This window comes from Pseudomonas sp. DL, assembly GCF_047199225.1.
GTDB classification, from domain to species: domain Bacteria; phylum Pseudomonadota; class Gammaproteobacteria; order Pseudomonadales; family Pseudomonadaceae; genus Pseudomonas; species Pseudomonas aeruginosa.
Map to the genome: position 1 here is coordinate 2,540,108 of NZ_CP178323.1, position 22,618 is coordinate 2,562,725.

The window sequence follows — 22,618 nt, forward strand, 5'->3', positions numbered from 1 at the left end:
ATGGATTTCCTGCCGCTGTTCCACTCCTTGCAAGGGCGCCTCGCGCTGGTGGTCGGTGGCGGCGAAGTCGCCCTGCGCAAGGCGCGCCTGCTGGCCGACGCCGGCGCGCGCCTGCGCGTGGTCGCGCCGCAGATCCACATCGAACTGCGGCATCTGGTGGAGCAGGGCGGCGGCGAGCTGCTCGAACGCGACTACCAGGACGGCGACCAGCCCGGCTGCGTCCTGATCATCGCCGCCACCGACGACGAACCGCTGAACGCCGAGGTGTCGCGAGCGGCCAATGCGCGCGGGATACCGGTCAACGTGGTGGACGCGCCGGCCCTGTGCAGCGTGATCTTCCCGGCCATCGTCGACCGTTCGCCGCTGGTGGTGGCGGTCTCCAGCGGCGGCGATGCGCCCGTGCTGGCGCGGCTGATCCGGGCCAAACTGGAAACCTGGATTCCCTCGACCTACGGGCAACTGGCCGGACTCGCCAGCCGCTTCCGCCACCGGGTCAAGGAATTGCTACCCGACCTGCAGCAGCGCCGGGTGTTCTGGGAAAACCTGTTCCAGGGCGAGATCGCCGAGCGTGTCCTGGCCGGCCGTCCGGCGGAAGCCGAGCGTCTCCTGGAGGAGCACCTGGCCGGCGGCCTCGCGCACATAGCCACGGGCGAGGTATATCTGGTCGGGGCCGGGCCGGGGGATCCGGACCTGCTGACGTTCCGTGCCCTGCGCCTGATGCAGCAGGCCGACGTGGTGCTCTACGATCGCCTGGTGGCGCCGTCGATCCTCGAATTATGCCGCCGCGATGCCGAACGCCTGTACGTCGGCAAGCGCCGCGCCGAACATGCGGTGCCGCAGGATCGGATCAACCGCCTGCTGGTGGAGCTGGCCAGCCAGGGCAAGCGCGTGCTGCGCCTGAAGGGTGGCGACCCGTTCATCTTCGGCCGCGGCGGTGAGGAAATCGACGAACTGGCTGCCCACGGCATACCTTTCCAGGTCGTGCCGGGAATCACCGCGGCCAGCGGCTGCGCGGCCTACGCCGGGATTCCACTGACTCATCGCGATCATGCGCAATCGGTTCGTTTCGTCACCGGTCATCTGAAGGACGGCACCACCGACCTGCCGTGGCAGGACCTGGTAGCGCCTGGCCAGACCCTGGTGTTCTACATGGGCCTGGTGGGATTGCCGGTGATCTGCGAGCAACTGGTCGCCCACGGTCGCTCCGCACAGACCCCGGCGGCGCTGATCCAGCAGGGGACCACCGCCCAGCAGCGGGTATTCACCGGAACCCTGGAAAACCTGCCGCAACTGGTGGCTGAGCACGAAGTGCATGCGCCGACCCTGGTGATCGTCGGCGAAGTCGTGCAACTGCGCGACAAGCTGGCCTGGTTCGAAGGCGCCCGCGAGGACGCCTGAGCCTTCAGCCTTCTCCCCAGATGCCCTTGCCGGGAAGTCGTTCCCGGCCTGGCGCGCGCGCCAGGTCGAGACGCGGGCCCAGCGGTACTATCCCGGTCGGGTTGATGGTGCGGTGGCTGGCGTAGTAGTGCCCCTTGATATGTTCGAAGTCCACTGTCTCGCCGATGCCCGGGCGTTGGTACAGCTCGCGCAACCAGCCGGAGAGATTCGGGTAGTCTTCGATGCGCCGCAGGTTGCACTTGAAGTGTCCGTGGTACACCGCATCGAAGCGCACCAGGGTGGTGAACAGGCGGATATCGGCCTCGGTCAGGTATTCGCCGGCCAGGTAGCGGCGTTCGCCGAGCAAGCCTTCCAGGTAGTCCAGCTCCTCGAACAACTGGACGAAGGCCTCCTCGTAGGCGTCCTGGCGAGTGGCGAAGCCAGCACGGTACACGCCGTTGTTGACCGCAGGATAGATGCGTCCGTTGAGGCGTTCGATCTCCTCGCGCAGCGGCTCCGGGTAGAAGTCCAGCGCGTTGGCGCCGATGGCGTCGAAGGCGCTGTTGAAGATGCGGACGATATCGGCTGATTCGTTGTTGACGATCTTCTGCGCCTGCTTGTCCCACAGCAGCGGCACCGTGACCCGGCCGCTGTAGTGCGGGTCGTCGCGGGTGTAGCGCTGGTGCAGAAAGGCCAGGCCGTCGAGGCGATCGCCGGTGGAGCCGTGGGCGGGGTCGAAGGTCCAGCCGTTCTCGCGCATCAGCCAACTGACCACCGAAACATCGACCAGCGACTCCAGCCCCTTCAGCTTGCGCACGATCAGGGTCCGATGGGCCCAGGGGCAGGCCAGCGAGACATAGAGATGGTAGCGCCCGCCCTCGGCGGGGAACGCCGGCTCGCCCAGCCAATGGCGGCGCTGGGCGTTTTCGCGCTGGAAGCGGCCGTCTTTCTGTGTGTCATACCACTGGTCGTGCCAGCGGCCATCGATCAACTGTCCCATGAGCGGGTTCCTCCATACGTCGTTGGAGGAACAGTCTAGTGTCGGGTGATCGATAAATTTATATAAATAAAGGGCTATTCGTATCGATCAGATCGATTCGTTTCGGGTCGCCCAGTAGTGTGCGGCTTCCTTGAAGGCTTCTTCGCGATTCTTGCCAAGGGCCCGTAGCGCCAGGGCCATGCTGGAGAGCACCGCCAGGTGGCCATAGGCGTCGCCTTCGCGGCCGTCCCAGACGGCCCGAAGGAAACCCGGGTCGAGCTGTTCCGGCTTCATGTGCCGGTGCGTCGACAATGCCGGCCATTCCTCGTCCCAGGCTTCGCCCTGGTCGCAACCATACAGGTGGGCGACGACGTCCGGGTTGACTTCGATCTCGCCGCCTTCGCCCTTGATGACGATGGCCCGGTCGCCGAGCAGGCGGCTGGCCTCGCGGTGGGTTTCCTGGTAACCGGGGTGGAAGATGCTCTGCAGGATGCAATCCGCATTCAGGGGGTTGAGCAGGCGAACCAGCGAATGGATCGGCGAGCGCAGGCCGAGGGTATTGCGCAGATCGATCATGCGTTGCAGCACCGGCATCCAGGCGCCGAGCGGAATGAACGCCAGGTGGCCGCGCTCCAGGGCCTGTTCTACCTGCAGCCAGTCGTGGCAGAGCGGGATCTCCAGCGCCGCCAGCAACTGTTCGCTGTACAGGCGTCCGGCGGTATGCGTGCCGCCGCCGTGCATGAGGATGCGCACGCCATGGCCGGCCAGGCACTTGGCGGCCAGCAGGTACCAGGGCAGGTGGCGCTTCTTGCCGGCGTAACTGGGCCAGTCGAGGTCGACGCGCAAGGACGGGACTTGCAGGCGTTCGCGCACCGCCTCGGTGAAACCGGCCAGTTCCTCGCTGCTTTCCTCCTTGTGCCGCAGGAGCATGAGGAAGGCGCCCAGCTGGGTGTCCTCGACCCTGCCGTCGAGGATCATGCCGAGGGCCTCGCGGGCTTCCTCCCGGGTCAGGCTGCGCGCTCCGCGCTTGCCTTTGCCGAGGATGCGGACGAACTGGGCGAACGGATGTTCGGCGGGAGTCGAGAGAGTCATAGACAGTTGCTCGGTTTCGGCAGGCCGGCCAGCTTCGCGCCAAGCTTGGCCGGGGCGCCCTTGAACAGGTGGTTGAGGTGCAGGCTGTTGCCCTTGTCCGGACCCAGTCGCTGGGCGACGTACTTGATCAGCGGGCGGTTGGCCGGAGACAGCTGGAACTCCGCATAGAACTCGCGGAGCAGTTGGAGAATCTCCCAGTGCTCGGCGGTCAGAGCCAGCTCCTCGCGGGCGGCCAGGGCTTCCGCCACCGGCTCCGACCAATCGTCGAGGGCGGCGAGGTAGCCGTCCTTGTCCAGCCGGATTTCCCGGCCTTCCAGCATAAGGAGCGTCATAGCCAACTGTTGACCTTGTCGAAGCGGGTGGCGAGTTCGACGAAGCCGGGGTAGTCCACCGCCACCAGGCGAGCGGGGACGTCCTCGATACCGCGCGCCTGGAGGTCTTCCAGCAGGGCGAACAGTTCGATTTCCGCCGGCATCAGTTCCAGGGCCTGGCAGGCGTGGCTGCCGGCCAGCAGGGCGTGCACGGCGTCGCCGCAGAGCAGCAGGCCGTCGCCGGGGTTGAGCAGGTACAGGCAACTGCCCAGGCGGCCGTCATTGAACGGCGAGCGGGACAGTACGTGGAGGGTCGTGGCCATCAGAGGGTAATCACCTGGTCGTAGCGTTGCAGCAGGTCGCGCAGGGCCTGGTCGTCGAGCACCTCGACCGCGAGGGCCAGGCGCTCTTCAGCCAGGCCACGCTCGCGCAGGCTACGGGCCGAGACGTAGAGGTCGTCCACGCCGAACATCGGCAGGGCCTGCAGGTTGGCCTGCAGGTCCTTCTGCTGCAGGTGCGCAGGATGCTGGCCGGGAGCCAGCTGGAACGCGCCGTCGTCGAGGAACAGCATGCCGACCGGTAGATCGAAGGCGCCGCCGGCCAGGGCTATGTCCAGCGCCTCGCGGGCGCTCGGGCCGGACCAGGGCGACTGGCGGCTGATGATCAGCAGCGACTGGCTCATCGGTCGCCTCCGAAGCAGACCAGGCGGTCCGCGCTTTGCGCCGCCTCGTGCAACTGGCCGAGTCCGGACAGTTCCCATGGTGCGCCAAGGTTGGCGCCGGGACGGCCGTAGCGTTCGGCTTCCTCGGCGTTCAGCACGCCGCGGCGCAGGGCGGCGGCGATGCAGACCACGGCGTCCAGGCCGTTGCGCTCGACCAACTCGCGCCAGGCGGCGGGCAGGTCGAACTCGTCCTGGCCGCTCACGACGTTGGCCGAGGCGCTGTGCACGCCGTCCTGGTAGAAGAACAGGCGGACGATTTCGTGCCCGCCGGCCAGCGCGGCTTCGCTGAAGCGCAGCGCGCGGCGGGCGGCGGGGGAGTGGGGAGGGTCGAATAGGGCGATGGCGAATTTCATGCTGCGATACGCGAAGGATTTCTTCGAATGATAAACCAATGCCTGTGTTTTGCCGGTCCGCAAATGAAAAAGCCCGTCGCGGGGACGGGCTTTTCCGGAGGCGTTTTCTATCAGTCGTCGCCGCCGGCGATGCCGAAGATCTGCAACAGGCTGATGAACAGGTTGTAGATCGACACGTACAGGCTGATGGTGGCCATGATGTAGTTGCGTTCGCCGCCGTGGATGATCGCGCTGGTCTGGTAGAGGATCATCGCCGAGGAGAACAGGACGAAGCCGGCGCTGATCGCCAGTTGCAGGCCACTGATCTGGAAGAACAGCGATACCAGCACGGCGCCCAGCAGGACGAAGAAGCCGGCGGTGATGAAGCCGGACAGGAAGCTCATGTCCTTGCGGGTGGTCAGCACATAGGCGGACAGGCCGAAGAACACCAGGGCGGTCATGGCGAACGCCGAAGTGATGACGCTGCCGCCGTTGGGCAGGCCGAGGTACATGTTGAGGATCGGGCCGAGCGTGTAGCCCATGAAGCCGGTCAGGGCGAAAGTGCTGACCAGGCCCCAGGCGCTGTTGCGCAGCTTCACGGTGAGGAAGAACAGGCCGTAGAAGCCGATCAGCACCACGAACACGTTCGGATAGGGCAGGCGCATCTGCTGCGAAACGTAGGCCACCAGGCCGCTGAAGGCCAGGGTGAGTGCCAGCAGGCCGTAGGTATTGCGCAGAACGCCGCTGACTTCACGCTGTTCCGCGACGGCGGAGTTCAGCTGATATTGCTGTTCTTGCATGGTGTGGGTACTCCTTAACGGGAACGGGTCCATGACGTACTGATGGGCATGATAGCAAAGCCTCTGCCAGGGCCAATCGATAGAGTTTGACAGTGTGTTGCTATCCGGTACTATGGCGCCCCGCGATGCGGAGGTGTGGCCGAGTGGTTTAAGGCAACGGTCTTGAAAACCGTCGAAGGGGAGACTCTTCCGTGAGTTCGAATCTCACCGCCTCCGCCATATCCGCGTACTGAAAAGCCCCGCTGAGCGGGGCTTTTGCATTTTCGGGGCGCCGCTCTTCCGCACTTCCGGATCGTTTCCGCAGCCTGCCCGGCGTCGATTCGATGACTCTCCGATTTCGTCGGGTAATGGCTTCAGATCACGAAGAAGCCGTGGGTTCCGTCGCGACCGAGTTGTTCCACCAGGCCGAACTCCCAGTCCAGGTAGCCCTGCATCGCTTCGCGCGGATTGTCGGTACCTTCGTAGGGGCGGCGGTAGCGGTCGATGCGCGGCGACGCCAACAGGCTTTCGCCGTCTTCCGTCGGCAGGCCCGCGGCGACCCAGGCGCTGGTGCCGCCGTCGAGAAGGAACACCGGCTTGCCGCTGAGTGCCTGGACTTCCGCCACGGCGAAGCGCGCCAGCAGGCTGCTGCCGCAGGTGAGTACGTAGCGCTCGGCCGTGCCCAGCCGTTCCAGTGCCTGCTTCAACTGGCTGCGCAATACCCAGGCGGCGCCGGGGATGTGGCGTTTCGCATAGTTGGCGCTGGCGGTGAAGTCGAGCACCCGGGTGCCCGGTTCGCCCAGCCAGTCGGCGAGGGTGGTCGGGTCGATGGTGTCGGCCCGGGGTTGCCTCGGCAGCGGCGCGCTCCAGGCGCCCCTCTCGCTGAAGTCGGCCTCGGAGAGTCCGTCCAGTACCGCGACCTGCCAGCCCATCTGGGCCAGCCAGGAGGCGCTCATGTTGGCGCGTACGCCATCGTCGTCCACCAGTACCAGGCGCGCGCCGCGCACGCTGGCGACATGGTCGGTTTCCTGAACCAGCTGGCCTCCGGGCGTGGAGCGGGAGCCAGGCAGGTGACCGGCTTCGTATTCCTCGGGCGTGCGTACGTCGAGCAGGTAGGTGGTGCGGTCGTGCTCGTCCTGCCATTGGGCCAGACCGGCCAGGTCGAGGCGTTCGACGCCGGCGCGGTCGGCGACGGCACGGGCGCGCTGGGCGGCGGCCTTGCGAGTGTCCTGGGAGATCGCACCGAAGCGTCGCGTCTGGCCGTGTTCCAGTTGCTGACCGGCCAGCGTCCAGCCGATGGTGCCGTTGCGTAATGCCGCCACCGGGTTGGGGATGCCGGCGTTGAGCAGCGACTGGGTACCGATGATGCTACGAGTGCGCCCGGCACAGTTGACTATCACCCGGGTGCGCGGGTCCGGCGCCAGTTCGGCGACGCGCAGCACCAGTTCGGCGCCGGGCACGCTGATGCCGCCGGGGATACTCATGGTCTGGTATTCGTCGAAACGACGGGCATCCAGGATCACCGCGTCGGCCCTGGCGTCGAGCAAAGCCTGTACTTCCTCCGCGGCCAGCGATGGCGTGTGGCGCTCGGCCTCCACCAGTTCGCCGAAGGCCTTGCTTGGCACGTTCACATCCCTGAACAGCTCGCCGCCGGCGTTGCGCCAACCGGACAGGCCGCCATCGAGCAAGGCCACGTCGCTGTAGCCGAGGTCGAGGAGGCGTTGCGCGGCGACCGGCGCCAGGCCTTCGCCGTCGTCGTAGACGGTAATCGGCGTGTCGCGGCGCGGCACCCGGGCATGGATCTCCAGTTCCAGCCTGGACAGCGGCAGGTTGGCGGCGAACAGGGGATGGGCCTGGGCGAACGGGTCCTCCTCGCGCACGTCGAGCAGCGCCAGCTCCCGGCGGGCGAGGAGAGCGGCGCGGATATCGTGGAAGGTGCGTACGGCGATCTGGCTCATGCGGGGTTCTCTTTCGACAGGTCCCAGATATTGGGCAAGCGGCTGTTGGAATAGCCGGAAATGAAGGGTTTTTCCTCACCTTCGGCGCTGAACACGGCACGCCGTACCGCACCGATATTGGCGCCGTAGACGTGGATACTGATGGATGTGCGGTCGCTGAAGGCGTTGCTCACCTGGTGCACGTCGCCAATGCGTGGCGACAGCGCTTCGACCTCGCCGGGCTCCAGGCGTCGACGGGCTCCGCTGGGATGCGGACGCCCCCCCGCATCGAAGGCGTACGGCTGCGAGTATTCGGCCCCGCGGAGCATGCCGATCAGGCCCCAGACCCGATGATCGTGTACCGGTGTGATCTGGCCTGGCCCCCAGACGAAGCTGACCACCGAGAAGCGCTGCCGTGAGTCGACATGCAGCAGGTACTGTTGGTAGCGCTGTGGATCGGGGCGGGCGCAGTCTTCCGGCAGCCAGTCGTCCTGGCGCACCAGCTCGGCCAGCAGGGGGTGGGCTTGGGTGAGCAGGGTGGATTCGTCGGGACGGCTGTCGAGCAGTGTCGCCAGCTCGCCGATGAACTGGCGCAGGCGGTCGAGGCGCAGGATGGATGACATGCGGGGATTCACTCCGGGAAGTTCTGGCGGTACGGTAGCAAACGCTTTTTTATTCCTGAAATGCATTTTTAATCTAAGCTAATATGCGAGAAATGCAATTGGTGCCGGCCCCATGAAAATCGATGACATCGACGCCTTCGTCGCGGTGATCCGCAACGCTTCCCTGAGCCAGGCCGCCGAGAGCCTGGGTTTGACCCAGTCTGCGATCACCCGGCGGGTACAGAGCCTGGAGGAGTCCCTCGGAGTGGCATTGCTGGACCGCAATACCAAGCCGCTCAAACCCACCGCCAGCGGACTGCGGGTCTACGAACAGTGCCGGCGGGTGCTGCGCGAGGTGGATGGCCTGCGCGAACTGGTGGCCGGTGACTCCACACCAAGTGGCGTGCTGCGCCTGGGCGTGCCGCAGAGTATCGGCGAGGTGGTGTTGCTGGATGCCCTTCGGCGGCTGGCCGACGAGTACCCGGAGCTGCGCGCGCAGGTCGGCACTGGCTGGGGCAGCCATTTGCTGGCGCGCCTGGAGAATGCCGAACTGGACGCGGCAGTGGTGTTGTTTCCGCCAAGCAAGGTGTTCCCCGAAGAACTCGGCGCCACGCCCCTAGGGCGCATGGAACTCTGCGTGGTGGTCGCCCGCGACAGTGCCATCCAGGCGCGACGCCTGCTCGATTGCTACCACCATGGCTGGGTGCTCAACCCCGATGGCTGCGGCTTCCGTGCCGGCCTGCAACGGGCCCTGGCCGATCAGGGCCTGGGCCTGCAACTGAACCTAGAGACTTTCGGCAGCGAGCTGCAACTGGGCCTGGTCGTCGCGGGCCGGGGTCTCGGCCTGGTGCCGGCGCCGGCCCTGGCGCGTAGCCGCTACCGCGATCAGTTGCAGGTGCTGCAACTGGAGGATTTCCAGCCGCTGATCCAGCTCTGGCTGGTGCGTCCGCGCCTGCTGGGCAATCTGGAGACGCCGGCACGGCTGTTCGGCAGGGCGGTGGCCGAGGGGTTGGATATGCAAGCCGGTTGAGTAGCGGCGCCGGGAGATCCCCGGGAGACGGGAGCGTGAATGAGAAGGGGCTGCAGTCGGGATCAACATTCCCCTGCGAGCCCCTTTTCGCTTCAGAGGGAAGAGGGAGCGAGGGCGGCTACGCATAGTGTCCGCCTTGGGAAACGAAAAGACGGAAAAGCTAAATATGCGCTTTTAGCATATTAAGATATGACAAAAATGAATTTCCATCATGTAGTTTCAGCCTGTAGCTTCTAAGAAAAGCACCCATGCAGATGTTTTTCTTATAACGACAGCCGCCAACCTTATCAGTCGAGCGGCCCAGGCGAGGGCAACAGCGTGAGCGTGGAAATTCTCGGCATGATCACCGCCACACCGAGTTCCGAGGTGGACCAGCCGTTGGGGGAGGCTGTGGACGCCGGTTTCGTCCGGCGTTTCGCCCAGGCCCATGAGGACGCCGGCTTCGACCGGGTGCTGGTGGGGTATTTCAGCAATGCCGCCGAGGGCGCGGTGGTCAGTTCCTTCGTCGCCGCTGCCACCCGGCGCCTTGGCGTTCTCCTGGCCTATCGCCCGGGGGTGATCGCAGCGCCGCTGGCGGCACGCCAACTGGCCACCCTGGATCAGTTCAGCGAGGGCCGCCTGGCCCTGAACGTAGTCAGTGGTGGTAACGACGAGGACCTCGCGCGCGATGGCGACTACCTCGACCATGACCGCCGCTACGCCCGTACCGACGAATACCTGCAAGCCCTGCGTGCTATCTGGACCGCCACGGGACCGGTGGATTTCGACGGCGAGTTCTACCGCTTCCAGGGCGCCTCGCCAGCGGTGCGCCCGCGCCAGTCGCCGCACATACCGATCTATTTCAGTGGCTCCTCCGACGCAGCCATCGAGGTCGCCGCCAGGCACGCCGACACCTACATGCTCTGGGGCGAGCCGCTGGCCGCGGTCGACGGGCATATCCGCCGAGTGCGCGCCGCCGCCAAGGCCCAGGGACGCGATCCGCGCTTCTCGGTGTCATTCCGGCCGATCGTCGCGGATACCGAGGAGGCCGCCTGGAAGCGTGCCGCCGAGGTGCTCGAACAGGTCCGCGAGAACCGTGCGCGCCTCGGTCTGCCGCTGCGCGACCACCAGCCGCAGAACGTCGGTTCGCAGCGCCTGCTGGCCGCCGCCGAGCAGGGCGAGGTGCTCGACAGCCGTTTGTGGACCGGCGTGGCCCGGCTGACCGGGGCGCGCTGGAACTCCACCGCCCTGGTAGGCACCCCCGAGCAGGTTGCCGCTGCGCTTGGCGAGTACTACCGGCTGGGCGTCTCGACCTTCCTGATTCGAGGCTTCGATCCGCTCGGCGACGCCGTGCGCTACGGCCAGGGCCTGATTCCCGCCATACATGACCATATCGCCCGCCTGCCGCTGTTGCGGCACGCCGGTTGAGGAACTCCGATGAAACTCAAGCAATACCTGCTAACCAGCTTCGCCACGCTTCTGCTCGGTGCCTCCCTGGCCCAGGCCGCAGAGCTGCCGACGTTGCGTGTGGGCGACCAGAACTACTACAACGTGCGGGCTTCCATGGAGGCCTCGGGAGTTCTCGAAGGCGCGCCTTACCAGGTCGAATGGAAGCATTTCCAGTCCGCCGCGCCGGTGGCCGAAGGGTTGCAGGCCGGAGCGCTGGACCTGGGTTTCCTCGGCGACTCGGGCTTCATCTTCCTCGCCGCCAAGGGTGCGCCGGTGAAGCTGGTCGGCGTCTCGCGGCAGAACCCCGATACCATAGCCCTGCTGGTGCCGAAGGATTCTCCGGTGCGCAGCATTGCCGATCTCAAGGGCAGGAAAGTCGCCTACTGGCCCGGTGCCTGGAGCCAGCAACTGACCTTGCGCGCGCTGGAGAAAGCCGGCCTGCCGAAGGACTACGTGGAGTTCGTCAAGCTGATGCCGATCGACGCCGCCGCCGCCTTGCCGCGCGGCAGCATCGATGCCTTTCCGGTGTGGGAGCCGTATATCTCGCAGCAGATCGTGGTTTCCGGCGCACGGCCGATTCTCACCGCCCGCGACCTGATGCCGGGGCTGTCCAGCATCGCCGCCAACGCTGCTTCCATCGAGCCCAGGCGCGCGCAGATCGCCGACTTCCTCGGCCGCCTGCGCAAGGCACGGGCCTGGGTCGAGGCACACAAGGAGCAGTACGCTGACCTCTGGGCGCAGAAGGCCAATCTCGACCGGGCAGTCTCCCGCCATTGGATCGGCCAGGCCGGCATGAGCGTCGGCCCGGTAGACGCCCAGGCCGCCACCGACTACCAGGAGACCGCGGATTTCCTGCTGCAGACCGGTGCCTTGCCCAAGCCGTTCGACACTTCCACGGTGATCGACACGTCCTTCAACGAAGCCTTCCACTGAGTACGGACCATGAGCATCCAGTTTCTCGGCATGATCGGCCATCGCCTGGCCTCGGAGACCCTCGCGCCGGTCGGACCTATCCTCGACAAGACTTACATCGCCGCTTTCGCACGCGCCCACGAAGAGGCCGGCTTCGATCGAATCCTGGTCGGCTACTGGTCGGACCAGCCGGATGGATTCCTGGTGGCCGCCGCCGCTGGCCTGGCCACTTCCCGGATCGGTCTGCTGCTGGCGCACCGCCCCGGTTTCGTCGCCCCGACCCTGGCCGCGCGCAAGCTGGCGACCCTCGAACACCTCCTCGACGGGCGCCTGGCGGTGCATATCATCAGCGGCGGCAGCGACGCCGACCAGCGCAAGGACGGCGATTATCTCGACCACGACCAGCGCTATGCCCGCAGCGACGAATTCATCGAACTGCTCAAGCGCACCTGGACCAGCACCGAACCCTTCGATTTCCACGGCGCGCACTACCGCGTGGAGCACGCCTTCTCGGCCATCCGTCCGCAGCAGAAACCGCACATTCCGGTGTATTTCGGCGGCTCCTCGGAAGCCGCGCTGAAGGTCGCCGGCAAGCAGGCCGATGTGTTCATGCTCTGGGGCGAACCCCTGGCACAGGCCGCCGAAACCATCTCCGCTGTGCGCGAACAGGCGCGCTCGAATGGTCGCGAAGTGGAATTCAGCCTGTCGTTCCGGCCCATCCTCGGGCGCACGGAGGACGAGGCCTGGGCCAAGGCCGAGGCGATACGCGCAAGCGCCGGCGCGCGCCTGGGCGAGGCCGGCTTCCCCAAGGGCAAGCCGCAGAGCGTCGGCGCCCAGCGTCTGCTCAAGGCGGTGGAGCAGGGCGAGCGCCTCGACGAGCGCCTTTGGACCGGAATCGCCAGGCTGGTCGGTGGCGGGCACAACTCCACCGCCCTGGTTGGTACCGCGGAACAGGTGGCCGACGCCCTGCTCGCCTACTACGACCTGGGCGTGCGCAATATCCTCATTCGCGGTTTCGATCCCCTCGCCGATGCCGTGGAATATGGCCGCGAGCTGATCCCGCTGACCCGCGCCAAAGTCGCCGAGCGCGAGCGCCGGCGCGCCACGGCCTGATCCCATGGCCGTCCTGCAGACTCCCTCGGCGGCGTTCGATGAACGGCTGCCAGAACTGACCCGGCAACTGGCGGAAAGCGCCGATGCCCATGACCGCAGCGGAGATTTTCCCCATGCCAACCTGGCCCTGCTGCGACACCACGGGCTGCTCGCCCTGGCCTTGCCGCCTGCGCTCGGCGGTCCCGGCGCCAGCCTCGGCGAGCTGCGCCGGGTAATCGGCGCGGTGGCTCGCGGCGAACCCTCCACGGCCCTGGTGCTGTGCATGCAGTACCTGCATTTGCGGCGCCTGGCCGATAACCCCGATTGGCCCGGCGCGCTCAAGCGGCGCGTGGCGCGCGAGGTGCTGGAGCAGGGGGCGTTGATCAATAGCCTGCGCGTGGAGCCCGAGCTGGGTTCGCCGTCACGCGGCGGTCTGCCGGGTACGCTGGCGCGGCGTGTCGGCGACGGCTGGCAGCTGTCCGGGCACAAGCTCTACACCACCGGCATTCCCGGCCTGACCTGGCTGGCGGTATGGGCGCGCAGCGACGAGCCGATCCCCCGCGTGGGTACCTGGCTGGTGCGCCGCGACAGCCCAGGCATCCGTATCGTGGAGAGCTGGGACCATCTGGGCATGCGCGCCAGCGGCAGCCACGAGGTGCTCTTCGAAGAGGTGGCGGTGCCTCTGGAAAACGCCATCGGCCTGCATCCCCACGACCAGCCTCCGGCGCCGGACCAGGCCGTGCTGCGCGACTTCGCCCAGGCTAGCGCGGTGTTGCTCGGCGCTCTCTACGACGGTATCGCCGGGAGCGCCCGCGAGTGGCTCGTCGGCTGGCTGCGCGAGCGCGTGCCGGCCAGTCTCGGCGCGCCGTTGGCGAGCCTGCCGAGGATGCAGGAGGCGCTCGGCGAGATCGACGGCCTGCTCCTGCAGAACCGCCTGCTGCTCGATGCCGCGTGCTGCGGACAGTTGCCCGCCAGCGACTCCGGGCTGCTCAAGGTCGCGGTCATCGACAACGCGTTGGCGGTGGTCGAGAAGGCCCTGGAACTGAGCGGCAACCACGGCCTCAGCCGGCACAATCCGCTACAGCGGCACTACCGCGACGTGCTTTGCGGACGTGTCCACACGCCACAGAAAGATAGCGTCTGGAGCGCGGCGGGGAGGGCGGCGCTGAGTCTTTGAAACGTACCTCCCACGATTCTCGACCCTGGCCTTGTCGGCGACCGCACCGGCGGAACGGATAGCCCAGGATAGCCCCGGCTCCGTGCGGAGCTGCCTGGAGATTGCCCATGAAACGACCCCTGTGTGTGCTTGCCGGCCTGCTGGCCGCGACCCTGCTGGCTGGAGCCGCCAGCGCCGCCGACCTCATCAGCCTGCGCCTGGGCGATGTGAAGGGCGACCGCTACGCCGCCCTGCGCGCGTCCGGCGAGCTCGACGACCTGCCGTACAAGCTGGAAATGTCGGCGTTCCCCTCCGGTGCACCGGTGCTCGAGGCGCTCAACGCCGGGGCCCTGGACATAGGCTTTACCGGCGATATCCCGTTCCTCTTCGTCTACGCTGCCGGCGCGCCGCTCAAGGCGGTGGGCGCCTGGCACTTCAACCCGGCGACCGTGGCGCTGGTGGTCGGCAAGGACTCGCCGATCCGTTCGGTGGCCGGCCTCAAGGGCAAGCGCATTGCCGTCAATCGCGGCGGCTGGGGGCATTTCCTCGCCCTTGGCGCGTTGCGTCGCGCCGGCCTCGGACCGCAGGACGTAAGCTTTTCCTTCCTTGGTCCGGTGGACGGCCGCGCCGCCCTGGTGCGTGGCTCGGTAGACGCCTGGGTGCCCTGGGAGCCCTATACCTCCAGCGCCGTGCTGCTCGATCAGGCGCGGGTCATCGACAACGGTGCCGGGATCATGACCGGCTACTCCTATGCCCTGGCCAGCGACGCTGCGATCGCCCGCAAGAAGGCCGCGATCAGCGACCTGCTGACCCGCCTGGCGCGTGCCCAGGCCTGGGCCCTGAGGCATCCGGAGGCGTTCGCCGAGGCCCTGGCCAAGGATCTGAACATGCCGCGCGAAGTCACTCGGCGCTGGGTTGGCGAGGCGCGCATCAGTCCTGTGGTCTTCGGTCCGGAGGTTGCCGCCACCCTGCAGACCGCCGCCGATTTCTTCCATGCCGAAGGCGTGCTGCCGAAGTCGCTGGAGGTCGCCCCGGCGTTCGACTTCAGCCTGTCCGCCGGTGCCGCCGAAGTGGCCCGCCAGTTGCCCGCCGACCTCCGCGTCGGCCAGCGTTGAGGAGTTACGGAATGCGTCAGACCCTGAGCCTGTTCCTGCTTCTCTGCCTGCTCGTCGGCCAGGCCTGTGCCGACGAGCGCGTGACCCTGCGCCTGGCCGACCAGAAGGGCAACATGCGCGCTCAGTTGGAGGCTGCCGGCGCGCTGGACGAGCTGACCTACGACATCCGCTGGTTCGAATTCCCCGCCGCCGCCCCCCTCGCCGAAGCACTCAATGCCGGTGCGGTGGATGCCGGCATCATCGGCGACGCGCCATTGCTCTTCGCCCTGGCCGCCGGTGCCCGGCTGAAGGCCATCGCCGTCGACAAATCCGATCCCTACGGTACCGCCGTGCTGGTGAGAGGGGATTCGCCGCTGCGCTCGGCCAACGACCTGAAAGGTCAGCGCATTGCCACCGGGCGCGGTTCCATCGGCCACTTCGTCGCGCTCAAGGCCTTGGCCTCGGTCGGGCTGGGCGAGAAGGACGTCGAATTCCGCTTCCTCGGCCCGGTGGACGCGAAAATGGCCCTCGCCAATGGTTCCGTGGATGCCTGGGCGACCTGGGAGCCCTACACCGCGCTCGCGGAGACCGCCGACAAGGCTCGGGTACTGGTCGACGGTCGCGGCCTGTGGGCTGGCAACAGCTTCCTCGCTGCTACCGATAGCGCACTGGCCGACCCGGCGAAACGCGCCGTGCTGCAGGACTACCTGCAACGCCTGGCCAGCGCCCAGCGCTGGGCGTACCTGCACCTGGACGAGTATTCGCGAAGCCTGGCGCAGATCATCGGCTTCCCCGAGGACGCCGCGCGCTTGCAGTTCGAACGCCGGCGCTTGCGTTGGCAGGCGCTGGATGAGCGAACGCTCGGCCAGCAGCAGGAGACCGCCGATTTCTACCAGGCCCATGGATTGATTCCGCAGCGCCTCGATGTGCGGCCGACCTTCGCCAGCGGCTTTGCGGTCAGGCAGGCGTCGGATGCGGATATCCGGTAGGCGCTGCCCGGGCATTAATTGATAACTATAAGTTATTTATCGATTGTTTTTTATTCCAATAATCTATCCGTTCCGTCGCCGGCAGCTGGAACTCCCGTCCCTGCGGGCGCTCGCACCTATCCCAGGAGTCATCGCATGTCTCGTCCGTTCCTGCGTCGCTTGGCCATCGTGTTTGCCGCTTCCGTCGTCCTGTCGGGCATTGGTGGCGCACAGGCCGAGGAGGTCCTGCGCATCGGCTTCCAGAAATCCTCGACTCTGCTGACCCTGATCCGCAGCCAGGGCACCTTCGAGCGCGAGTTGGCCAGGCAGGGCATCCGGGTGTCCTGGCATGAGTTCCCCAGCGGCCTGCCGTTGCTCGAATCGCTCAATGTCGGCAACGTCGATCTCTCCGCCGACGTCGCCGACACCGTGCCGGTGTTCGCCCAGGCGGCGGGTGCTCGCCTGACCTACTTCGCCCGCGAAACACCTTCGCCCGCGGCGCAGGCGATACTGGTCGGCGAACATTCGCCGCTGAAGTCCCTGGCCGAGCTGAAGGGCAAGCGCATCGCCGTGACCAAGGCCGCCGGCAGCCACTACCTGCTGATCGCCGCGCTGGCCAGCGCCGGGCTTGAGTTCTCCGACATCCAGCCAGCCTACCTGACGCCAGCCGACGGCCGCGCCGCCTTCGAGAACGGCAAGGTCGACGCCTGGGTGACCTGGGACCCCTACGTGGCAAGCGCCCAGCGCCAGCAACGCGCGCGGGTACTGGCCGACGGCCAGGGCCTGGCCAGCTACCAGCGCTACTACCTCGCCTCCAGCGACTACGCCAGGAAACATCCTGAAGTGCTCCAGCAGGTCTTCGCCGAACTGCAGCGCACCGGGCGCTGGCTCAAGAGCCACCCGGCCGACGCGGCCAAGGTGCTGGGGCCGCTGTGGGGCAATCTCGATGCCGCTACCGTCGAGCAGGCGAATGCGCGGCGCAGCTACGACGTACAACCGGTGAGCGCAGATGGTCTCGACGAGCAACAGCGCATCGCCGACGCCTTCCACGCCCAGGGACTGCTACCCAAACCGGTGGATGCGCGCGCCGTGGAGGTATGGCAGCCGCGGCACTGAGCGGCGCGGCTGCCCTGTGATGCGCGGCACCGGCGGCCAGCGTAGCTTGCCGCTGGCGCGCGTCCTTCAGGCCAGCCCATAGCTGATCTGCTCGGCCTTGACGTGGAACGCCTGCTCACGGCTCGGAAGATGCTGGTTGGCATCGGCGTTGCCCTGGCGCAGGCGTTCGGACCTCAGCGTCGGCAGGCGGAACACATCCTGCCGCTCGGTCTGCAACGCATTGCCGCGCATCAGTTCCATCAACGGAACCTGCATGGCCGGGGTGCTCTGGCCGAGGAAGTAGTTGGGCACCTCGTCGCACCACAGCAGCATGTAGTCGCTCACCGCGTCGTGCTCGGCGTCGAGCACCACGTACTCGACGCGGTGGCGCAGGACCACTTCGGCGTCGATGCTCCAGCGGGTGTCCACGGTGAACAGCGGAACGTGCTTTTCCACGTCCACCAGCAGGCCATTCACCGCCTTGCAGCCGGACTTGCGGCAGGCCACGTGGTAGCGCTTGTCGGGGAGGGGGTGACGCGCCACCACGTCGCGCCCGCCAAGCAGGTGCAGGTCGAACTCCTTGATGCGGATGTCGATCAACTCGCACGGCAGGTCGAACCCCGCAGGCGTCAGCAGCCTGGGGCAGAAATGGATAAGCATGGTTTTCTCCATCAGGCATGCCCGGGGCTTTCCCGCCCTGGGGGAGAGGTATCTCTATCGGTCGCAGGTCAGCCGGCAAGCCGCATCCTGACGGACGAGGCAGAGCCTCGCCCGGTGAAAGACGCGAACGCCGGTCCTGGCGGACCTCGCTGGATTTTTCTGGCTCCGGGCGCTCCCGCGCTTCCAGGGGGCGTCTCGGGCGGGTGTCAGCTCCCGGTCTTGACCCGGCTCCAGACCCGGGTACGGATTCTCTCGACCTTCAGTGGCAGGGTTTCCAGCGGGAAGAGGGTCGCCATGGTTTCCTTGCTCAGGTAAACCGCCGGGTTTTCCCGCAGCTTCCGCTCTACCAGCGGCAGCGCCGCCTGGTTGCCATTCGGATAGCCCACGTAGTTGGAGGTCCTGGCGATGACCTCCGGACGCAGCAGGTAGTCGATCAGCGCATAACCCTGCTGCGGATGCGGTGCATCCTTGAGCAGCACCATGTTCTCGGCCCAGACCAGCGAGCCTTCCCGGGGAATGCTGTAGGCGATATGGCGACCGTTCCCGGCCTGTTCGTTGTTGACCTGGGCCATGTAGGCCGTGCCCTGCCAGCCGACCACCACGCAGACGTTGCCGTTGGAGAGATCGGTGTCGACTCTGGAGGAGTCGAAATAGCGAATGTAGGGGCGAACCTTCAGCAACAGTTCCTGGGCTTTCTGGTAGTCCTCGGGATTCTGGCTGTTGTGCGGCAGGCCCAGGTAGTTGAGGGCGATGGACACCAGCTCGGTGGAGGAGTCCAGCGTGGCCACGCCGCACTGGCTGAGGCGGGAGATGTTCTCCTCCTTGAAGACCAGGTCCCAGGAGTCGACCGGCGCGTCGGGGCCGAGCAGCTTGCGGACCTTGTCCACGTCGTAGGCGATCCCGGTGGTTCCCCAGAGATAAGGTACGGCATAGCGATTGCCGGGATCGTTGGCCTGAAGCTTCCCGAGGATGTCCGCGTCGAGGTTCTTCCAGTGGGGGAGCCGGTCGCGGTCGAGTTCCTGGAGGACGCCCGCCTTGATCAGCCCGGGCAGGATGTTGGAGGTGATCACCACCACGTCGTAGCCGGAGCGGCCGACCATCAGCTTGCCCTGCGCGGTCTCGGCGCTGTCGAAGGTGTCGAGGACGACACGGGTGCCGGTTTCCTTCTGGAAAGCCTTGGGCGTTTCCGGGGCGATGAAGTCATACCAGTTGTAAAGATGGACGCTGGTTTGCGCAGCCCATGCACTGTCCGCCGCTGTCGCACCGATCGTCGTCAGGATCGATAACGCCAGTGCACAAACTTTTTTCATTGGATTTCCTTTCCGAAACGAAACAAGTTGGATTTTGCACCTACCAGAACTGGTAGTTCTGACCTGTGGCTATCTTCGAAGGCATCGATATTATGCACATTGGAACTCTTCATGACATAACGCCGAGTGACTAATCCCAGAGGAGTAGTTGTGTGGATATCGCATTGCACGGCGGCGCCTGGCACGAGTCACTGGGAAAGTTGCTCGAAGCGCTGGACCGGCCGTTCTTCTGGCGGATCCTGGCGCAGACCCTCGGCCAGTTCGCCCCCGTCGACAACTGGGCGGCCCTGATATTCAGCGATTCCAGTCCCTTGATTCTTTCCTTCATGGAGGAGGAGAGAGAAGAAGTCGAGCCGGACCCGCTGATCAGTCGATATATAACCGGACTCTATCTGCAAGATCCTTTCTACCAGGTATCCAGAAACTGTCGGCGCGGCGGGCTTTTTCATCTTGCGGATATCGTCTCCGAAGATTTCGAAACGACCGAATATTACAATACGTACTTTGCGCATTATGTGGTGACGGACGAAGTTCAATATAACGTCCCGCTGGATGGTGAAAGAACCCTGTGCCTGTCGTTGGGCAGCGAGAGCCGCTTCGGCGCCGAGCAGATCGCGCTGTTCGAGCTGCTTCGCCCGTGGGTCATCGCGCTGATGAAAAAACGCATCCACTTCGAGGATGCGGTCAGGGAGGAGGCGAAACCGATCGCAGCGGCGGAGGTGGAAGTCCAGCCCTGGAGAGGGTTGATATCGCCGCTGACCGCGCGGGAGTCGGATGTCATCCGCCTGATGCTGGATGGATACTCGAACAAGGAAATAGCGGATCGGCTGACGCTGTCGATCGCCACCATCAAGGTGCATCGCCGGCACATCTACGCGAAGCTGAACGTGAAGTCCCACTCCGAGATATTCGCGCTATTGATCAACCCGCCCGCGCCGCGGCTCGCCGACGCACGCTAGTGCGCCGCCTGCGGAGGAATCCGGGCGCATAAGGTTATGCGAAATTCATATTGCCCGACGCTGAAAAAGCCGGCGTCGGATTGCACTCATGGGCGAATTCCATCCAGGACGATTCGACCATGCCCGATGTACGTCTTTCCTCTCGTTCGTTGACCCCCATGCTCTGTGCGGTGGGGCTCGCCTGCGCGCTGCAGGGCGAGGTGCAGGCCGCCGACGGTGGGCCGCGCGACGCGGCCACGGCGCCCCGGGTATTCGACATAGCGCCCGGCGAACTGGCCGAGGTGTTGTTGAACATCGTGCGCCAGGGACACGTGCCGATCGCCTTCGACCAGCGCCTGGTGGCGGGGTTGCGCGGACCGGATATCCGCGGCCGGCTCAGTGTCGAGGACGCCTTGCGGCGTGCCCTGGCCGGCAGCGGGCTGGCATACGCGCAGGACGAAAGCGGTGCCTTCGTCCTGCGCCGCGGACAGGCGCCTGTGCAGGAGACGCGAGGTGCGGCGGTGGCACCGACCTTGTCCACCGTGGTGGTCACCGGCACGCGCAAGAGCGATGTGAAGGCGCAGGACAGCCTGAGCCCGATCGATGTGGTCAGCGCTACCCAGCTACGCAGCAGCGGTGCGGTCGACCTGCGCGATGCGCTGGTCAAACTGTTGCCCTCGCTGACCCGCCAGGCCCAGCCGTTCAACGCCTCGGCGTTGACCCACACGCAGTCGCTGCGCGGGCTGAGCCCCAACCATGTGCTGGTGCTGGTGAACGGCAAGCGTCGCCACGAAACGGCCAATCTCAATATCAGCGGGGGGCTGGAGAAGGGCTCCACCGGCGTCGATCTGGACACCATCCCGATCAACGCCATCGAGCGGGTCGAGGTGCTGCGCGACGGCGCCTCGGCGCAGTACGGTTCGGACGCCATCGCCGGGGTGATCAACGTCATCCTCAAGTCCGCCGACAGCGGCGGGTCGGCGGCCGCTGACGTCGGGCAGACCGGCGACGGCGACGGCTTCACCCATGGCGGCGGGGGGAACATCGGGCTGGCCTTCGGCGATAGCGGCTTCGTCAACCTCACCGCCGAATATCGCGAGCAGGAGCGCACGATGCGCAGCGGCATCGATGAGCGCACCGGTCGGCGCGACAACATTTCCATGGGCGATCCCGCGTTCCACCGGCAATCGTTGGCGCTCAACTCCGGTTTCGGGTTGGGCGACGATATCGAGGTGTACGGCTTCGGCACCTATACTCGGCGCAAGGCCTCTTCGGCGGCCAACTATCGCCTGGCTTCGGTGGCGCCGACGCTGTATCCGGACGGCTTCACGCCGCGCCCGAACAGCGACGAGGACGACTATGCGTTCCTCGCCGGGGTGCGCGGCGAGCATCTGCTGGATGCCTGGCACTGGGACCTGAGCAGTGGCTACGGCGCCGACCGTCCCGATATCGGCATGACCCAGTCGGTGAACGCGGCGATCTACCGTGAAACCGGCAACAGCCCGAGAAGCTTCGACCTGGCGCGCTACCGCAACAGCCAATGGACCAGCAACCTGGACCTGGGGCGGGAATTCGAATTGGATTTCCTCGCTGCTCCGCTGGCGTTGTCGCTGGGTGCGGAATACCGGCGGGAAAGCTACCGCATCGACGCCGGCGACCCGGCGTCCTACTACAGCGGCGGGGCGGAATCCCTGGCTGGCCTCTCGCCGCTCAGCGAGGGGCAATGGTCGCGGCACGCCTGGGCGTCCTACCTGGACCTGGGTACCTCCCTGACCCCAGCCTGGGAGGTCGACGTGGCGGTGCGCCACGAGAAATTCAGCGACTTCGGCAGCACCACCAACGGCAAGTTCGCCACCCGTTACCAGTTCGATCCGCGGGTGGCGCTGCGCGCCAGCGTAAGCAGCGGGTTCCGCGCGCCGTCCCTGGTCCAGGAGCACTACACCGGCCTCAGCGTCGGCCCGACCATCGCCCTTGGCCTGCTGGCGGCCAACTCGCCGGCGGCGAAGATGCTCGGCGCCGACGAACTGCAACCGGAGAAGTCGACCAGCTTCAACCTTGGCCTGGTACTCAGCCCGTGGGAAAACGTCGGGCTGAACATCGACGCCTACCAGATCAGCATCCGCGACCGCATCGTCGACAGCGCCACCTATTCCGGCCAGGAAGCCATCGATGCCCTGGCCGCGGCGGGGATCTCGTTGCCGGCCAGTGCCAGTACGGTCAGTACCCACTACCTGGCCAACGGTGCCGACACCCGCACCCGCGGTGTCGACATCACCGGTCACTACCTCGTCGCGCTTGGCGAGTACGGGCAGGTCGACTGGGAACTGTCGGCCAACTTCAACCGCACCACCTTGCGCAAGAACCATCGAGGCGCCAACGGCGAGCCGCTGCTCAATGCCCAGCAGGTCGCCTGGATCACCAGCTCCACCCCGCGCAGCCAGGTTTCCCTCGGCGGCACCTGGAGCCGCCAGGACTGGGAGGTCAGCCTGCGCCTGACGCGCTACGGCCGGACCAGCTCGGAACTCGACTACACGGTAGGGCCGGACGCCTGGTCGACGGAGAAATTCAACCATTTCGTCAACGACCCGAAGTACATCACCGACATCGCCGCGCGCTACCGGCTCAGCGCCGACCTGACGCTGACCGCCGGCGCCGACAACCTGTTCGACGTCCGTCCGGACAAGCTGCCCGCGCAGAACACCACCTATGGCGACGTGCTGCGCTACGACACCTATGCCTCGCAGATCGGCTTCAACGGCGCCTTCTACTACCTACGCGCGGCATACCGCTTCTAGAGGGCCAGGC

The 22,618-nt window shown here is 66.2% G+C and carries 22 protein-coding genes and 1 tRNA gene; 12 read left to right on the forward strand and 11 right to left on the reverse strand.

Translation table 11 applies throughout. The annotated features are described in order from the left end of the window. Complete coding sequence (gene cysG, locus ACI766_RS12085) at window positions 1–1,398, forward strand: siroheme synthase CysG (protein ID WP_003160439.1); 1,398 nt, start codon at window positions 1–3, stop codon at window positions 1,396–1,398. 4 nt (window positions 1,399–1,402) lie between these two features. Here cysG and ACI766_RS12090 read toward each other — a convergent pair whose 3' ends face one another. The 7 genes from ACI766_RS12090 to ACI766_RS12120 form a co-directional block, all read right to left on the reverse strand. Then, the gene (locus ACI766_RS12090; RefSeq protein ID WP_003097628.1) at window positions 1,403–2,377 is read right to left on the reverse strand and encodes a glutathione S-transferase family protein; all 975 of its coding nucleotides are present in this window, start codon (window positions 2,375–2,377) and stop codon (window positions 1,403–1,405) included. An 87-nt stretch (window positions 2,378–2,464) separates the two neighbouring features. Beyond that, window positions 2,465–3,448: a glycosyl transferase family protein gene (locus ACI766_RS12095; protein ID WP_003160436.1), complete on the reverse strand. Its 984-nt coding sequence runs from the start codon at window positions 3,446–3,448 to the stop codon at window positions 2,465–2,467. Next, window positions 3,445–3,780, reverse strand: a complete 336-nt coding sequence (locus tag ACI766_RS12100) for a TusE/DsrC/DsvC family sulfur relay protein (RefSeq protein ID WP_003119979.1) — start codon at window positions 3,778–3,780, stop codon at window positions 3,445–3,447. The genes ACI766_RS12095 and ACI766_RS12100 overlap by 4 nt, the downstream gene beginning before the upstream one ends. Then, window positions 3,777–4,082: a sulfurtransferase complex subunit TusB gene (tusB, locus tag ACI766_RS12105; RefSeq protein WP_003090391.1), complete on the reverse strand. Its 306-nt coding sequence runs from the start codon at window positions 4,080–4,082 to the stop codon at window positions 3,777–3,779. The genes ACI766_RS12100 and tusB overlap by 4 nt, the downstream gene beginning before the upstream one ends. Then, window positions 4,082–4,441 (reverse strand): sulfurtransferase complex subunit TusC, encoded by a 360-nt coding sequence (tusC, locus tag ACI766_RS12110; RefSeq protein WP_003090389.1) that lies wholly within the window; start codon window positions 4,439–4,441, stop codon window positions 4,082–4,084. Before tusC ends, tusB begins: the two co-directional genes overlap by 1 nt. Then, a complete protein-coding gene (gene tusD, locus ACI766_RS12115; protein WP_003090387.1) occupies window positions 4,438–4,833 on the reverse strand; it encodes a sulfurtransferase complex subunit TusD in 396 nt (131 codons plus the stop codon). The genes tusC and tusD overlap by 4 nt, the downstream gene beginning before the upstream one ends. A gap of 110 nt (window positions 4,834–4,943) precedes the next feature. After that, complete coding sequence (locus tag ACI766_RS12120; protein WP_003090386.1) at window positions 4,944–5,612, reverse strand: Bax inhibitor-1/YccA family protein; 669 nt, start codon at window positions 5,610–5,612, stop codon at window positions 4,944–4,946. A 129-nt stretch (window positions 5,613–5,741) separates the two neighbouring features. On the opposite strand from ACI766_RS12120, the gene ACI766_RS12125 reads away from it, so the two are divergent. After that, window positions 5,742–5,831, forward strand: a tRNA-Ser gene (locus ACI766_RS12125). A 134-nt stretch (window positions 5,832–5,965) separates the two neighbouring features. On the opposite strand, the gene ACI766_RS12130 is transcribed toward ACI766_RS12125, so the two are convergent. Both ACI766_RS12130 and ACI766_RS12135 read right to left on the reverse strand, forming a co-directional pair. Then, the gene (locus tag ACI766_RS12130; protein ID WP_017001968.1) at window positions 5,966–7,549 is read right to left on the reverse strand and encodes a rhodanese-related sulfurtransferase; all 1,584 of its coding nucleotides are present in this window, start codon (window positions 7,547–7,549) and stop codon (window positions 5,966–5,968) included. Beyond that, window positions 7,546–8,151, reverse strand: coding sequence for a 3-mercaptopropionate dioxygenase (locus ACI766_RS12135; RefSeq protein WP_017149109.1), 606 nt, complete (start codon window positions 8,149–8,151; stop codon window positions 7,546–7,548). The genes ACI766_RS12130 and ACI766_RS12135 overlap by 4 nt, the downstream gene beginning before the upstream one ends. Before the next feature lie 112 nt (window positions 8,152–8,263). Between ACI766_RS12135 and ACI766_RS12140 the strand changes: the two genes are divergently transcribed. The 8 genes from ACI766_RS12140 (at window position 8,264) to ACI766_RS12175 (ending at window position 16,926) form a co-directional block, all read left to right on the forward strand. Next, on the forward strand, window positions 8,264–9,160 hold the full coding sequence (locus ACI766_RS12140; RefSeq protein ID WP_019726383.1) for a LysR family transcriptional regulator: 897 nt from the start codon (window positions 8,264–8,266) through the stop codon (window positions 9,158–9,160). A gap of 339 nt (window positions 9,161–9,499) precedes the next feature. Next, the gene (locus tag ACI766_RS12145; protein WP_003130938.1) at window positions 9,500–10,567 is read left to right on the forward strand and encodes an LLM class flavin-dependent oxidoreductase; all 1,068 of its coding nucleotides are present in this window, start codon (window positions 9,500–9,502) and stop codon (window positions 10,565–10,567) included. Between the two features lie 9 nt (window positions 10,568–10,576). Then, on the forward strand, window positions 10,577–11,521 hold the full coding sequence (locus ACI766_RS12150; protein ID WP_003097609.1) for an ABC transporter substrate-binding protein: 945 nt from the start codon (window positions 10,577–10,579) through the stop codon (window positions 11,519–11,521). A 9-nt stretch (window positions 11,522–11,530) separates the two neighbouring features. Further along, window positions 11,531–12,613: an LLM class flavin-dependent oxidoreductase gene (locus tag ACI766_RS12155; protein ID WP_023087247.1), complete on the forward strand. Its 1,083-nt coding sequence runs from the start codon at window positions 11,531–11,533 to the stop codon at window positions 12,611–12,613. A 4-nt stretch (window positions 12,614–12,617) separates the two neighbouring features. After that, a complete protein-coding gene (locus ACI766_RS12160; protein ID WP_003143826.1) occupies window positions 12,618–13,769 on the forward strand; it encodes an acyl-CoA dehydrogenase in 1,152 nt (383 codons plus the stop codon). Window positions 13,770–13,876: 107 nt separating this feature from the next. Then, complete coding sequence (locus tag ACI766_RS12165) at window positions 13,877–14,863, forward strand: aliphatic sulfonate ABC transporter substrate-binding protein (protein ID WP_003113358.1); 987 nt, start codon at window positions 13,877–13,879, stop codon at window positions 14,861–14,863. A gap of 11 nt (window positions 14,864–14,874) precedes the next feature. Continuing rightward, complete coding sequence (locus ACI766_RS12170) at window positions 14,875–15,831, forward strand: ABC transporter substrate-binding protein (RefSeq protein WP_019726381.1); 957 nt, start codon at window positions 14,875–14,877, stop codon at window positions 15,829–15,831. Window positions 15,832–15,966: 135 nt separating this feature from the next. Next, window positions 15,967–16,926, forward strand: a complete 960-nt coding sequence (locus ACI766_RS12175; RefSeq protein ID WP_003097598.1) for an aliphatic sulfonate ABC transporter substrate-binding protein — start codon at window positions 15,967–15,969, stop codon at window positions 16,924–16,926. A gap of 66 nt (window positions 16,927–16,992) precedes the next feature. On the opposite strand, the gene qteE is transcribed toward ACI766_RS12175, so the two are convergent. Both qteE and ACI766_RS12185 read right to left on the reverse strand, forming a co-directional pair. Further along, window positions 16,993–17,565 (reverse strand): quorum threshold expression protein QteE, encoded by a 573-nt coding sequence (qteE, locus tag ACI766_RS12180; protein ID WP_003090369.1) that lies wholly within the window; start codon window positions 17,563–17,565, stop codon window positions 16,993–16,995. Window positions 17,566–17,771: 206 nt separating this feature from the next. Continuing rightward, window positions 17,772–18,875, reverse strand: coding sequence for a polyamine ABC transporter substrate-binding protein (locus ACI766_RS12185; RefSeq protein ID WP_003090368.1), 1,104 nt, complete (start codon window positions 18,873–18,875; stop codon window positions 17,772–17,774). A gap of 152 nt (window positions 18,876–19,027) precedes the next feature. Between ACI766_RS12185 and vqsR the strand changes: the two genes are divergently transcribed. Together vqsR and ACI766_RS12195 are read left to right on the forward strand one after the other, a co-directional pair. Then, window positions 19,028–19,834: a transcriptional regulator VqsR gene (vqsR, locus tag ACI766_RS12190; RefSeq protein ID WP_003097562.1), complete on the forward strand. Its 807-nt coding sequence runs from the start codon at window positions 19,028–19,030 to the stop codon at window positions 19,832–19,834. A 119-nt stretch (window positions 19,835–19,953) separates the two neighbouring features. Beyond that, window positions 19,954–22,608 (forward strand): TonB-dependent receptor, encoded by a 2,655-nt coding sequence (locus tag ACI766_RS12195; protein WP_023087248.1) that lies wholly within the window; start codon window positions 19,954–19,956, stop codon window positions 22,606–22,608. Window positions 22,609–22,618: the final 10 nt, after the last annotated feature.

What these genes read in the sequence shown, in the direction of transcription:
- cysG (WP_003160439.1), top strand. Translation starts at nt 1, where the DNA reads ATGGATTTCCTGCCGCTGTTCCACTCCTTGCAAGGGCGCCTCGCGCTG.
- ACI766_RS12090 (WP_003097628.1), bottom strand. Translation starts at nt 2,377, where the DNA reads ATGGGACAGTTGATCGATGGCCGCTGGCACGACCAGTGGTATGACACA.
- ACI766_RS12095 (WP_003160436.1), bottom strand. Translation starts at nt 3,448, where the DNA reads ATGACTCTCTCGACTCCCGCCGAACATCCGTTCGCCCAGTTCGTCCGC.
- ACI766_RS12100 (WP_003119979.1), bottom strand. Translation starts at nt 3,780, where the DNA reads ATGACGCTCCTTATGCTGGAAGGCCGGGAAATCCGGCTGGACAAGGAC.
- tusB (WP_003090391.1), bottom strand. Translation starts at nt 4,082, where the DNA reads ATGGCCACGACCCTCCACGTACTGTCCCGCTCGCCGTTCAATGACGGC.
- tusC (WP_003090389.1), bottom strand. Translation starts at nt 4,441, where the DNA reads ATGAGCCAGTCGCTGCTGATCATCAGCCGCCAGTCGCCCTGGTCCGGC.
- tusD (WP_003090387.1), bottom strand. Translation starts at nt 4,833, where the DNA reads ATGAAATTCGCCATCGCCCTATTCGACCCTCCCCACTCCCCCGCCGCC.
- ACI766_RS12120 (WP_003090386.1), bottom strand. Translation starts at nt 5,612, where the DNA reads ATGCAAGAACAGCAATATCAGCTGAACTCCGCCGTCGCGGAACAGCGT.
- ACI766_RS12130 (WP_017001968.1), bottom strand. Translation starts at nt 7,549, where the DNA reads ATGAGCCAGATCGCCGTACGCACCTTCCACGATATCCGCGCCGCTCTC.
- ACI766_RS12135 (WP_017149109.1), bottom strand. Translation starts at nt 8,151, where the DNA reads ATGTCATCCATCCTGCGCCTCGACCGCCTGCGCCAGTTCATCGGCGAG.
- ACI766_RS12140 (WP_019726383.1), top strand. Translation starts at nt 8,264, where the DNA reads ATGAAAATCGATGACATCGACGCCTTCGTCGCGGTGATCCGCAACGCT.
- ACI766_RS12145 (WP_003130938.1), top strand. Translation starts at nt 9,500, where the DNA reads ATGATCACCGCCACACCGAGTTCCGAGGTGGACCAGCCGTTGGGGGAG.
- ACI766_RS12150 (WP_003097609.1), top strand. Translation starts at nt 10,577, where the DNA reads ATGAAACTCAAGCAATACCTGCTAACCAGCTTCGCCACGCTTCTGCTC.
- ACI766_RS12155 (WP_023087247.1), top strand. Translation starts at nt 11,531, where the DNA reads ATGAGCATCCAGTTTCTCGGCATGATCGGCCATCGCCTGGCCTCGGAG.
- ACI766_RS12160 (WP_003143826.1), top strand. Translation starts at nt 12,618, where the DNA reads ATGGCCGTCCTGCAGACTCCCTCGGCGGCGTTCGATGAACGGCTGCCA.
- ACI766_RS12165 (WP_003113358.1), top strand. Translation starts at nt 13,877, where the DNA reads ATGAAACGACCCCTGTGTGTGCTTGCCGGCCTGCTGGCCGCGACCCTG.
- ACI766_RS12170 (WP_019726381.1), top strand. Translation starts at nt 14,875, where the DNA reads ATGCGTCAGACCCTGAGCCTGTTCCTGCTTCTCTGCCTGCTCGTCGGC.
- ACI766_RS12175 (WP_003097598.1), top strand. Translation starts at nt 15,967, where the DNA reads ATGTCTCGTCCGTTCCTGCGTCGCTTGGCCATCGTGTTTGCCGCTTCC.
- qteE (WP_003090369.1), bottom strand. Translation starts at nt 17,565, where the DNA reads ATGCTTATCCATTTCTGCCCCAGGCTGCTGACGCCTGCGGGGTTCGAC.
- ACI766_RS12185 (WP_003090368.1), bottom strand. Translation starts at nt 18,875, where the DNA reads ATGAAAAAAGTTTGTGCACTGGCGTTATCGATCCTGACGACGATCGGT.
- ACI766_RS12195 (WP_023087248.1), top strand. Translation starts at nt 19,954, where the DNA reads ATGCCCGATGTACGTCTTTCCTCTCGTTCGTTGACCCCCATGCTCTGT.